Here is a 12,438-nt window from a genome sequence, read left to right on the forward strand (position 1 = left end):
AGTTGACCCTGCGTCTGGCCGACAAGGAACTGACCCCGCCGGTGGTGCTGGCGCCGATGGCCGGAATCACCGACCGGCCGTTTCGGGACGTCGTGATGCGCTTCGGCGCAGGGCTGGTGGTCTCGGAAATGGTGGCCAGCCAGGAGATGGTGCAATCCAAGCCCGGTGTCCGCGAACGCGCCGAGCTGAGCGCCGATGTCGAGAACACCGCCGTGCAGCTGGCCGGGCGCGAGGCGCACTGGATGGCCGAGGCGGCACGGCAGGTGGCCGATCGCGGCGCGCGGGTGATCGACATCAACATGGGCTGTCCGGCCAAGAAGGTCACCAACGGTCTGTCCGGCTCGGCGCTGCTCAAGACACCGGATCACGCGCTGCGGCTGATCGAGGCGGTGGTGGGCGCGGTGGATGTGCCGGTCACGCTGAAAACCCGGCTGGGCTGGGACGACACGCTGCTGAACGCGCCCGGCGTGGCGCGGCGGGCCGAGGCCGCCGGGGTGCGGATGGTCACGATCCACGGGCGCACCCGCTGCCAGTTCTACAAGGGCCGGGCCGACTGGGCCGCGATCCGCGCCGTCAAGGCGGCGGTGGCGGTTCCGGTGATCGCCAATGGTGACATCACGTCCGAAGCGGCCGCCGCAACGGCTCTGGCACAATCCGGCGCCGATGGCGTGATGGTCGGGCGCGGCGCGCAGGGGCGGCCCTGGTTGCCAGCGCAGATCGCCCACACGCTGTTCGGCACGCCGGCGCCGGTTGTCCCGCAGGGCGCCGCGCTGGTGGACCTGGTGGGCGCGCATTACCAGGCCATGCTGTCCTTCTACGGGGCCGAGCTGGGCCTGCGCGTCGCGCGCAAGCATCTGGGCTGGTACATGGACGAGGCCGGAACCGGCGCGGAGTTGCGCCGCGCGGTCCTCACCGCCAGGGATCCGGCCCGGGTCATGGCGCTGCTGGAGCCGGCGCTGAGCGGCCCGGACGCCGCGGCGGCATGAGCGCGGAGGACGCCATCTGGGCCTCGCTGCCGGTGCCCGCCTTCCTGATCGACGCCTCCGACCGGGTGGCTGACGTGAACTCCGCCGCAGAGGGGTTCCTGAACGCCTCGCGCCGGTCGGTTGCCGGCAGCCCGGTCTGGGATCTGCTGGCGGTGGACGGTCCCATCGAGGAGGCGTTCGCCCGCTCGCGCGCAAACGGTACGCCGCTTTTCGTCAACGATATCGACGTGGGCTCGGGCAACCGGGCGCCGCTGCAATGCGGGATCCAGATCGCACCGGTGCAGGGGGCGCCCGACCGCATGATCATGCTGATCACCCCGCGCGAGCTGGCCGGTCGCATGACCCAGAGCCACACTGTCAAGTCGGCCGCGCAATCGGCCATCGGCATGGCCGAGATGCTGGCGCACGAAATCAAGAACCCGCTGGCCGGGATCACCGGCGCCGCGCAGCTTCTAAGCATGAACCTTGCGCCGGAAGACCTTGAACTTACGGATCTTATCGTCACCGAGAGTCGCCGAATCGTGAAGCTGCTGGAGCAGGTCGAGCAGTTCGGGAACCTGTCGCCGCCCGACCGAAGGCCGGTCAATATCCATGACGTCCTGGACCGCGCCCGGCGCTCGGCGCTGCTGGGGTTCGGGGCGCATATGACCATCGTCGAGGATTACGACCCCTCGCTGCCGCTGGCGCTGGGCGATCCGGACCAGCTGTTGCAGGTGGTCCTGAATCTGTTGAAGAACGCCTCGGAAGCGGCTGATGAAAAAGGTGGAACCATCCGTCTGCACACCTATTTCGAACATTCCTTCCGGCTGCGCCGGAGCGACGGGTCGGGGCATTCCCTGCCGTTGCAGATCGAGATCGTGGATGACGGGCCGGGCCTGCCGGACGAGATCCGCGGCGACATCTTCGACCCGTTCGTGTCGGGGCGCGAGAATGGCACCGGCCTGGGCCTGGCGCTGGTCAGCAAGATCCTGTCCGACCATGACGGCTGGATCTCTGTCGACTCGGTGCCCGGGCGAACGACCTTCCGGCTGTCGCTGCCGCGCGCGCCGCATGACTTTCCGCAAGAGGAGACTCCCTGATGGATGGCACCGTCCTTGTTGCCGATGACGACCGCACGATCCGCACGGTCCTGACCCAGGCGCTGACCCGGGCGGGCTGCAAGGTGCATGCCACCAGTTCGCTGACCACGCTGATGCGCTGGGTGGGCGAGGGCAAGGGCGATGTGGTGATCTCGGACGTGGTGATGCCGGACGGGAACGGGCTAGAGATGCTGCCCAAGATCGCCCAGGACCGCCCCGGGCTGCCGGTCATCGTGATTTCGGCGCAGAACACCATCATGACCGCGATCCAGGCCGCCGAGGCCGAGGCCTATGACTACCTGCCCAAGCCCTTCGACCTGCCCGACCTGATGAAGCGCACGTCGCGGGCGCTGTCGCAGCGTCAGCGCAGCCAGCCGGCGCCCGAGCGTGACGAGACCGAGCGCCCCGAGGATCTGCCGCTGGTCGGGCGGACACCGGTGATGCAGGCGCTCTACCGGGTGGTGGCGAAGGTGATGAACACCGATATCGCGGTGCTGGTCTCGGGTGAAAGTGGCACGGGCAAGTCCCTGATCGCGCGGGCAATTCACGACTTCTCTGACCGGCGCACCCTGCCGTTCGTGACGGTGACTGCGGCCGACCTGCAGGATATCGAGGGGCCGGCACGGGTGCTGGCACGGGTCAAGGGCGGGACGCTGCTGATCGAGGAGGTCCCGGACATCGACGACGAGATCCAGGCGCGGATCGTGCGCATGATGGACGCGCCCGGCGATCACGTCCCGCGATTCATGGCCACCAGCCAGACAGATCTCGCCGCGGCGATGGAGGACGGGCGGGTGCGCCAGGATCTCTACTACCGGCTCTGCGGGGCGATCCTGCACGTGCCCGGCCTGCGCGAACGGGTCGATGACATCCCGCTGCTGGCCGAACATTTCCTGACCCGCGCCGAGCGTGAGGGCGGCCCGAAGAGATGGCTGGGCAAGGAGGCGACGGAACTGGTGCGCCGCTATTCCTGGCCGGGCAACGTGCGGCAGCTGGAAAACGCGATGCGCGGTCTGTCCCTGACCAGCCGCGCCGAAGAAATCACGCGCGCCGAGGTCGAGGCTGTGCTTGGAAGCCAGCCGGCGGTGGAGCCGGCCCTGGGGGAAAGCGATACCGAAAAGCTCTCGGCCAGTGTCGCGCGGCATCTGCGACGCTATTTCGACCTGCATGGCAACATGCTGCCGTCGCCGGGCCTCTATCAGCGAATCCTGCGCGAGGTCGAGGCGCCGCTGATCGAAATCGCGCTGGATGCAACCGGCGGAAATCAGGCGAAATGCGCCGATCTGCTGGGCATCAACCGCAATACGCTGCGCAAAAAGATCACCGATCTGGATATAGAGGTTACACGACGCCGCAAACTGATGTAATATCGCCACACAAGTCGCGGCATCCGGGCTTTCTCCGGGGAACGATCACGACATATGGCGGTTTGCCGCGCGGGCGGCACATCAGGATGAGGAGAGCAGGTGGCAACCTGGTCACAGAGGCGGCGGATCCTGGGATTCAGCCAGTGGCGCAAGACGCGGAGGGCCCGAACCATCGGGACCCTGGGTCTTGTTGTCCTCGGCCCGATCCTGACTCTGGCGACCTATCTGGTCTTCGGTCCCTTCAACCTTGGCGCATCCGCCCCGGCCCTGCGGCTGATCCTGCTGGCCGACCTGGTCTATGTCCTGGTCCTGGCCGCGCTGGTCCTTGGGCAGGTGGGCCGGCTGATCGCGGCGCGGCGCGCCAAGTCGGCGGGCTCGCGACTGCACCTGCGGCTGATCGGCGTGTTCACGTCGCTGGCGCTGATGCCCACGGTGACGGTGGCCATTTTCGCCGGGCTGACGGTGAATATCGGGCTCGAGGGCTGGTTCTCGGACCGGGTGCGGCAGGTGGTCGGCAGTTCGCTCTCGGCGGCCGAGGCCTATGAGTTCGAGCATCGGCGCGACCTTCGCCAGGACGCGGTGGCTCTGGCGCGGTACCTGGATCAGGCCAGAAACGCCAATTTCTTCATAAGCGACGCAGAGTTGCGCGAACTTCTTTCGGCGGGTCAGGGGCAGATCCAGCGCGGGTTGCGCGAGGCCTATGTGGTCGACGGCACCGGAGAGATCCGGGCCCGCGGGGACCGGTCGTATCTGTTCGATTTCGAGCGGCCGTCGCCGGCCCAGATAAAGGAGGCCGGTGGGCAGCAGGCCCTGATCATCAAGGACTGGGACAATAACGAGTTTCGCGCGCTGGTGCCGCTGCAGGCCTATGTCGACCGGTATCTCTATGTCAGCCGCGACGTGGACGGCGCGCTGCTCAACCTGCTCGACGACACCAAGGAAACCGCGCATCTCTACCAGCAGCTCGAGCAGGAGCGCGGCCGGGTCCTGTTCGAATTCGGGCTGCTTTATCTGGGCTTCGCGATGATCCTGATCCTGGCCGCGGTCTGGCTGGGCCTGTGGTTCGCCGAGCGGCTCTCGCGCCCGATCGGGCGGCTGGCCACCGCAGCGCAGCGCGTGGGCGGCGGCGACCTGGGCGTGCAGGTGCCCGAGGAGAAGGGCGACGACGAGATCGCCATGATGGGGCGCTACTTCAACCAGATGACGCGACAGCTGAAGGGCCAGCGCGACACCCTGTTGCAGAACACGCGGCAGATCGAGCGGCGGCGGCGGCTGTTCGATTCGGTGCTCAGCTCGGTCACATCCGGGGTTGTCGGCCTCAATCCCGACGGGCGCGTGACCTTCGTGAACCGCTCGGCCGAGCGCCTGCTGGACTGGTCCGGCGACGAGCAGAGCCTGGCCCTGGGCATCGCGGTTCCGGAATTCCTGCCGCTTTTCGAGGCGCTCAGCACCGGGCCGGCCGAAACCGTCCAGGGCGAGGTCAAGGTGACGCGCAAGGGCAAGTTCGAGAACCTGCTGGTTCGCATGGCGACCCGGCGCGGCGAGGATGGCAACCTCGAGGGCTACGTGGTCGCCTTCGACGACGTGACCGACCTGGTCAGCGCGCAGCGCATGGCGGCATGGGGCGACGTGGCGCGGCGGATCGCGCATGAGATCAAGAACCCGCTGACGCCCATTCAACTGAGCGCTGAACGCATCAAGCGCAAGTTCTCGCGCAAGCTGGATGAGGGCGATGCCGCACAGCTGGATTCCATGACCGACGTGATCGTGCGCCAGACCACCGACCTGCGCCGCATCGTCGACGAGTTCTCGAAATTCGCGCGGATGCCCGAACCCGAGCGGCGCGAGGAGGATCTGACGCGGATCCTGCGCGACACGGTGCTGTTGCAGCAGTCCGGGCAGCCGGACGTCAAGGTCGCCGCGCGCATCCCCGATCATCCGGTCATGGCCGAGGTGGACGCGACGATGCTGGGACAGGCCCTGACCAACCTGGTCAAGAACGCTGGGGAAGCCATTGAAACACTTAAACAAAAGGGTGCACCAGGCAATTTGAAGCCAGAGATCCGGGTCGAACTGCACGAAGTCTCCGAGGGCATGATGATCACCATCGCCGACAATGGCGTCGGGCTGCCCGAGGATCGTTCGCGGCTGTTCGAACCCTACGTGACGACGCGCGACGCGGGCACCGGGCTGGGCCTGCCGATCGTGAAAAAGATCATCGAGGAACACGGCGGCAGCCTCAGCCTGGAGGATGCGCCGGTATTTGACGGGCAGGACCATTTCGGCGCCATGGCCGTGATCCGTCTGCCGGGGCCGGACCCGGCACATAACACGGCGCCGGATTTACAGGCGACGGGAACATAGGCGAAAGCAGGGCAAATGATATGAGCGACATTCTGATTGTAGACGACGAGCGCGACATTCGCGAACTGGTGTCGGACATCCTGGAGGACGAGGGCTATACCACGCGGCTTGCGGGCACCTCGGACGAGTGCATGGCGGCGATCAACGCCGAACCGCCGGGCCTGCTGGTGCTGGACATCTGGCTCAAGGACAGCCGGATGGACGGCATCGACATCCTCAAGACGGTCAAGCGCGACAACCCCGACGTGCCGGTGGTGATCATCTCGGGCCACGGCAATATCGAGATCGCGGTCGCCGCGATCAAGCAGGGCGCCTATGACTTCATCGAGAAGCCGTTCAACATCGACCAGCTGATGGTGGTGATCCGGCGCGCTATGGAGACCTCGCGCCTGCGCCGCGAGAACAGCGCGCTCAAGCGCCGCGAAGTGACCAGCGCCGAGATGATCGGAGAGTCGGCGGCGTTTAGGGCGATGGTCGGCCAGCTCGACAAGGTGACGAAATCGAACGGGCGCGTGATGCTGACCGGCCCGGCAGGTGCCGGCAAGGAAATCGCCGCGCGGTATATCCATGCCCATTCCAATCGGGCCAACGGCCCCTTCGTCACGGTGAACTGCGCCGGGATGGAGCCCGAGCGGATGGAAGAGGTGCTGTTCGGCCGCGAAACGCCCGAGCGCGGGGTCGAATCCGGGCTGCTGGAAGAGGCGCATGGCGGGGTGGTCTATTTCGACGAGGTGGCCGACATGCCGCCGGGCACACAGTCCAAGATCCTGCGGGTGCTGGTGGACCAGCAGTTCCAGCGGGTCGGCGGCGGCGACAAGGTGCGCGTCGACCTGCGGGTGATCTCCTCCACCAACCGCGACCTCGAGGCCGAGATCCGCGCTGATCGGTTCCGACAGGAATTGTACCACCGACTGAACGTGGTGCCGATCACGGTGCCGTCGCTGGAGGAGCGGCGCGAGGACATTCCCCTGCTGGCCGAGCATTTCATTGACGCCTGCCACCGCAACCAGGGCCTGCCGCAGCGCACGCTCAGCGATGAGGCGGTGGCGCTCTTGCAGACGATGTCCTGGCCCGGCAACGTGCGCCAGCTCAAGAATCTGGTCGAGCGGGTGCTGATCCTGGGCGAGGGCAGCGGTTCGATCGAGGCCCGCGAACTGCCGGGCGAGACCGCGCGCGAGGCCGAGGAAGGGCGCGTTGTGCTGTCCGGCACCCTGGCGACCCTGCCGCTGCGCGAGGCGCGCGAGGCGTTCGAGCGGGAATACCTGCTGACGCAGATCAACCGCTTCGGCGGCAATATCAGCCGCACCGCGTCTTTCGTGGGGATGGAGCGCAGCGCGCTGCACCGCAAGCTCAAGTCGCTGGGGGTGGTGACCAGCAACAAGGCCGGCGCGCGCGTGGCACATGTGGACGAGGCGGCCGAGGCGGCGGAATAGCGCGCTCAGCCGCCCTGGCTTGCAATGGGCGCGGTGACCGGGCTGATGATCCGGTAGCTGCCGTCCTCGTTGCGCAGGAAGCAGGAGGCAGGCGTCAGCCGGGGCAGGGTGGTCATGCGACCCAGCGGCACCTGCGACCGGATGCCCTGGCTGCAGGGCGGCAGGCTGACCGGGCGATAGCCTTTTTCGGCCATGCAAAGCTCGGTCGCGCGGTCGCGCAGGCCGCGATTGGCGTCGACGGTATAGACCGGGCCCGAGTCCCAATAGCCGGGGCCTGTCCAGCAGCGCCCGTCACGGCAATAGCGTCCGCCCGGACGGTAGATCGGCGCGCCCTGCCGGATCTGCGTGTTGACCGGCACATCCTTGAGCGCCGCCACCTCGCAGCGGGTCGTGTCGGCCTCGAGGCGGCTGACCTGGACCCCGGGCTTGTGGTAGATCGACAGCGGCGCGCAGCCGGTCAGAACAAGGGCCGCGACAGGGATCCAGGCAAGCGTTTTCATGCGCTTAGAATGGCAAGTCCGGGCGGCCATGACAATTGAATTGACCCGTCTGGGGGCTTCTGTCATTCAAAGGACCGGCAAGAAGAGGCCAGTTGCATGAAGGTCATCATCTGCGGCGCCGGACAGGTCGGTTGGCAGATCGCGCGGCATCTTTCGGGCGAGTTGAACGATGTCACCGTCGTGGACAACAATGCCGACCTGGTGCGGCGGGCGACCGAAACGCTGGACGTGCAGGGCATCGCCGGCTTTGCCAGCTATCCCGACGTACTGGACCGCGCCGGCGCCCGCGATGCCGATCTGGTCATCGCCGCGACCCATTCCGACGAGGTCAACATGGTCACCTGCCAGGTGGCCCATTCGGTCTTCGGAGTGCAGCGCAAGATCGCGCGGCTCAGGGCGCAATCCTATCTGACCGCGATCTATTCCGACCTCTACCGCCGCGACCATCTGCCCATCGACGTGGTGATCAGCCCCGAGCGCGAGGTGGCCTCGGCCGCGATGCGCCGGCTGTCCGCCCCGGCCGCCTTCGACACCGAGATGTTCATGGACGGGCAGGCGCAGCTGCTGGGCATCGCCGTGCACGAGGATTGCCCGATCGTGAACACGCCGCTGCGGCAGCTGACCGACCTGTTCTCGACCCTGCGCGCGATCGTGGTGGGTGTCCGGCGCGACGGCACCCTGTTCGCCCCGGAACCCGGCGACCAGATCCTGGTCGGTGACGAATGCTATGTCTTCAGCCATGTCGAGGATACAGAGCGCACGATGGAGGTCTTTGGCAAGACCCAGAAGAAGCAGGACCGCGTGGTGATCGTCGGCGGCGGCAATGTCGGGCTGGAAGTGGCGCGCGCGCTGGAGGGCGGCAAGAGCCGCATCCGCGCGAAGGTGATCGAGCGCGACCGGCGCTGCGCCGAGGTGGCGGCCGAGGCGCTGGAGCGGACCATCGTGCTGAATGGCGACGGGCTGGACGTGGCGCTCCTGCGCGAGGCCGGGATCCGGCGCGCGGATGCGATGCTGGCCGTCACCGATGACGACCGCACCAACCTGCTGGCCGCGGTGCGCGCGAAATCCGAGGGCTGCCCGCTGGCCATCGCGCTGATCAACGACCCCACGCTGGTGCCGATGATGCGGCCCCTGGGGATCGACGCCTATATCAATCCGCGCGCCACCACGGTCAGCTCGATCCTGCGCCATATCCGGCACGGCCGGGTGCGGCAGGTCTATTCCATCGGCGATGCCGAGGCCGAGGTGATCGAGGCCGAGGTGCTGTCGACCTCGCCCATGGCCGGAAAGAAGCTGCGTGACATCGATTTTCCCGAGGGCGTGCTGGTCGGTGCGGTGCGCAAGGGCGGCGAGGTCGTGCGCCCGACCGGCGGGCTGCGCATCGAGGAGGGCGACGTCGTGGCGATCTTCGCCATGGCCAACGACGTGCCGGAGGTCGAGCAGCTGATGCAGGTCTCGATAGACTTCTTCTGATGGCACGGGCGCAGGCGCAGATCGGTCCGCTGCGGACGATGCCGCTGATCCTGGTGATCTGGGGCATGGCGGCGCTGTCGATGTGGGTGCCGGCGATCTATGCGCTGGCCCTGGACAATCATCCCACGTCGCGGTCCTTCTTCTATTCCGGAATTCTCGGCCTGATCCTGGTGGCGATGATCGGGGTCGCCCTGTCCAGCCGGCGGCCGCGCCGGGGCGCCCTGGGCCAGTTGCTGGCGCTGATGGCGACCTTTACCCTGCTGCCGCTGTTCCTGGCGGTTCCGTTCCACGACGCGCTGCGCACCACGTCCTTTCTGAACGCCTATTTCGACATGGCCAGCGCCATCACAACCACCGGCGCCAACACCTTCCCCGATCCGGCGCGGCTGAGCCCGGCGTTGCACCTGTGGCGGGCACAGGTGGGCTGGATGGGTGGCCTGCTGATGTGGGTCGCGGCCTCGGCCATCCTGGCGCCGCTGTCGCTGGGCGGGTTCGAGATCACCGCCCGCGGCGAGCCCGGCCGCGCGGTTCCCGGCGCGGCCCAGAGCGAGGCCGCCGACCCGCGCGGGCGGCTGATCCGCGTGGCGCGCACCCTGGCGCCGATCTATGCCGGGTTGACCGCCGTGCTGTGGATCCTGCTGCTGATCGCGGGCGATCCCGGGCTCACGGCGCTGAGCCATGCGATGTCGGTGATGGCCACCTCGGGCATCTCGCCGGTGGGCGGCATGGCCGGCGCCCAGACCGGCATCACCGGCGAGGCGGTGCTGTTCCTGTTCATGTTCTTCGCGCTCTCGCGGCTGACCTTTTCGAGCGACACCGCGATGGCCGGGCAGGGGCGGCTCGACCGCGACCCCGAGTTCCGCATCGGCCTGCTGATCGTGATCGCGGTTCCGCTGATGCTGTTCCTGCGGCACTGGCTGGCGGCCTACGAGGTGGAGGCGTCCGAGAACCTGTGGCTCGGGCTCGAGGCGCTGTGGGGTTCGCTCTTTACGGTGATGTCGTTCCTGACCACCACCGGCTTCGAAAGCGCCAACTGGGACGAGGCCGCGCAATGGTCGGGCCTGGGCACGCCCGGCCTGATCCTGATGGGGCTTGCGGTGATCGGCGGTGGCGTCGCCACGACCGCCGGTGGCGTCAAGCTGCTTCGGGTGTTCGCGCTCTACCTCAACGGGCTGCGCGAGATGGAGCGGCTGGTGCATCCCTCGTCGGTCAGCCGCACCGGCGGCGGCAACCGGCGGATCCAGCGCGGCGGCGCCTTCATCGCCTGGATCTTCTTCATGCTTTTCGCGCTGTCGCTGGCGGCGATCAGCGTGGCGCTGGCGGCGCTCGGGATGAGTTTCGAGCAGGCGATTGTCATGAGCATCGCCGGGCTGTCCACTACCGGGCCACTGATGGAGACGGCGGTCCAGACGCCCATCCGCCTGGCCGATCTGGATGCCGGGCCCAAGCTGGTGTTGTGCGCCGCGATGGTGATCGGCCGGCTGGAGACGCTGGCCATCATCGCGCTGATCACGCCGGACCTGTGGCGCAGCTGACGCGGCATTCCCTTGCGTCACCTAAACGCTTTTTTCGGCTGGAATATCCTTGCGTCGCAATCCATACTCCGCCGGAGGGAGCGCGTTGGCCCGCAGCGCGTAACAAGAAAAAAAGGCGAGTTGACACATAATGGCTTCGGACAGACAGAACCTTCAGGACGCATTCCTGAATCACGTGCGCAAGACCAAGGTTCCGGTCACAATCTTTTTGATCAACGGTGTTAAACTGCAGGGCGTCATTACTTGGTTTGACAATTTCTGCGTGTTGTTGCGCCGGGATGGCCAATCGCAGCTTGTCTACAAGCATGCGATCTCGACCATCATGCCGGCCCAGCCGATCAACCTCTATGAGGGCGAAGACGCCTCTTGATGGAGCATGACAGGGCGCGCAGCCGGGCTTGGGTGCTGCATCCCGACATTCGATCCGACCCGGACCGGCGCGACGCCGGCCCGGCACTTGACGAGGCCGTGGCGCTGGCTGCGGCGCTGCCCGATCTGGACGTGATCGGGTCGGATGTCGTGCGCCTGCCGAAACCGCAGCCCGGCTATCTGTTCGGGTCGGGCAAGATCGACGAGCTGAAGGCGGTGTTCCAGGCCAACGAGATCGAGCTGGTGCTGATCGACGGGCCGGTCACGCCGGTGCAGCAGCGCAATCTCGAAAAGGCCTGGGGGCTGAAGATCCTCGACCGCACCGGGTTGATCCTGGAGATCTTCAGCGACCGCGCCGCCACCCGCGAAGGCGTGCTGCAGGTTGAGATGGCCGCGCTTTCCTATCAACGCACGCGGCTGGTGCGGGCCTGGACCCACCTGGAGCGCCAGCGCGGCGGGCTGGGATTCGTCGGCGGCCCGGGCGAGACCCAGATCGAGGCCGACCGCCGCGCCATCGACGACCAGCTGGTGCGCCTGCGGCGGCAGCTGGACAAGGTGGTCAAGACCCGCGAGTTGCACCGCCAGGCGCGCGCCAAGGTGCCCTATCCGATCGTGGCGCTGGTGGGGTACACGAATGCCGGCAAGTCCACGCTGTTCAACCGGCTGACCGGAGCCGAGGTGATGGCCGAGGACATGCTCTTTGCCACGCTGGATCCGACCATGCGCCGGATCGACCTGCCCGAAGGGCCAGAGGTGATCCTGTCGGACACGGTGGGCTTCATCTCGGACCTGCCGACCGAACTGGTCGCGGCCTTCCGCGCCACGCTCGAGGAAGTTCTGGCCGCCGACCTGATCGTGCATGTGCGCGACATCACCCATGCCGAGACCGAAGCCCAGGCCGCCGATGTCGAGGGCATCCTGGCCTCGCTGGGCGTGGACGAGGATCGCCCCAGGCTGGAGGTCTGGAACAAGATCGACCGTCTGGACCCCGAGGCCCGCGCCGCCGTGCGGACCCGGGCCGACCGCGACCCGGACGTGTTCGCGATCTCGGCCGTCTCGGGTGCGGGGCTCGAGGCGTTGCTGACCGAGATGGCGGACCGCCTGCAGGGCGCGCGGCACGAGACCGTCCTGCATCTGGACTTTGCCGACGGGCGACGCCGGGCCTGGCTCTTCGAGCAGGATATCGTGCAGTCCGAAGAGCAGACCGAGGACGGGTTCGTCCTGACCGTCCTGTGGACCGCCCGGCAGGAGGCCGAGTTCGCCGCGCTCTGACGCAGTTTGTACCCGGCGGGCGGCACCGCCCCGGACTTGATCCGGGGCCTCCAGGTCCGC

General features: G+C 67.3%; 10 protein-coding genes. 9 read left to right on the plus strand and 1 reads right to left on the minus strand.

Annotated elements, in window-relative coordinates; all coding sequences use genetic code 11:
- The first annotated feature begins 2 nt into the window (after positions 1 to 2).
- The 5 genes from dusB to ntrX all read left to right on the plus strand — a co-directional run bounded on the left by dusB (position 3) and on the right by ntrX (position 7,229).
- The gene (gene dusB / locus BMX57_RS06145; protein WP_268235995.1) at positions 3 to 986 is read left to right on the plus strand and encodes a tRNA dihydrouridine synthase DusB; all 984 of its coding nucleotides are present in this window, start codon (positions 3 to 5) and stop codon (positions 984 to 986) included.
- Positions 983 to 2,065 carry a two-component system sensor histidine kinase NtrB gene (locus BMX57_RS06150; protein ID WP_092363705.1) on the plus strand — a complete coding sequence of 361 codons (1,083 nt, stop codon included), beginning with the start codon at positions 983 to 985 and terminating at the stop codon, positions 2,063 to 2,065. The genes dusB and BMX57_RS06150 overlap by 4 nt, the downstream gene beginning before the upstream one ends.
- Positions 2,065 to 3,432: a response regulator gene (locus tag BMX57_RS06155; RefSeq protein ID WP_092363707.1), complete on the plus strand. Its 1,368-nt coding sequence runs from the start codon at positions 2,065 to 2,067 to the stop codon at positions 3,430 to 3,432. Before BMX57_RS06150 ends, BMX57_RS06155 begins: the two co-directional genes overlap by 1 nt.
- Before the next feature lie 99 nt (positions 3,433 to 3,531).
- Positions 3,532 to 5,796 carry a sensor histidine kinase NtrY-like gene (locus BMX57_RS06160; protein ID WP_092363710.1) on the plus strand — a complete coding sequence of 755 codons (2,265 nt, stop codon included), beginning with the start codon at positions 3,532 to 3,534 and terminating at the stop codon, positions 5,794 to 5,796.
- 20 nt (positions 5,797 to 5,816) lie between these two features.
- Complete coding sequence (gene ntrX, locus BMX57_RS06165) at positions 5,817 to 7,229, plus strand: nitrogen assimilation response regulator NtrX (protein ID WP_092363713.1); 1,413 nt, start codon at positions 5,817 to 5,819, stop codon at positions 7,227 to 7,229.
- 5 nt (positions 7,230 to 7,234) lie between these two features.
- Here the strand turns inward: ntrX and BMX57_RS06170 are convergent, their stop codons facing one another.
- A complete protein-coding gene (locus BMX57_RS06170) occupies positions 7,235 to 7,729 on the minus strand; it encodes a hypothetical protein (RefSeq protein ID WP_092363716.1) in 495 nt (164 codons plus the stop codon).
- 96 nt (positions 7,730 to 7,825) lie between these two features.
- Between BMX57_RS06170 and trkA the strand changes: the two genes are divergently transcribed.
- From trkA to hflX, 4 genes are all read left to right on the plus strand, one after another.
- Complete coding sequence (gene trkA, locus BMX57_RS06175) at positions 7,826 to 9,202, plus strand: Trk system potassium transporter TrkA (RefSeq protein ID WP_092363719.1); 1,377 nt, start codon at positions 7,826 to 7,828, stop codon at positions 9,200 to 9,202.
- Positions 9,202 to 10,737, plus strand: a complete 1,536-nt coding sequence (locus tag BMX57_RS06180) for a TrkH family potassium uptake protein (protein WP_092363722.1) — start codon at positions 9,202 to 9,204, stop codon at positions 10,735 to 10,737. Before trkA ends, BMX57_RS06180 begins: the two co-directional genes overlap by 1 nt.
- A 130-nt stretch (positions 10,738 to 10,867) precedes the next feature.
- Positions 10,868 to 11,107: an RNA chaperone Hfq gene (hfq, locus tag BMX57_RS06185; protein ID WP_088648030.1), complete on the plus strand. Its 240-nt coding sequence runs from the start codon at positions 10,868 to 10,870 to the stop codon at positions 11,105 to 11,107.
- A complete protein-coding gene (gene hflX, locus BMX57_RS06190) occupies positions 11,107 to 12,378 on the plus strand; it encodes a GTPase HflX (protein ID WP_092363725.1) in 1,272 nt (423 codons plus the stop codon). The genes hfq and hflX overlap by 1 nt, the downstream gene beginning before the upstream one ends.
- Positions 12,379 to 12,438 lie beyond the last annotated feature (60 nt).

Source organism: Cribrihabitans marinus, from assembly GCF_900109035.1.
Lineage (GTDB): Bacteria > Pseudomonadota > Alphaproteobacteria > Rhodobacterales > Rhodobacteraceae > Cribrihabitans > Cribrihabitans marinus.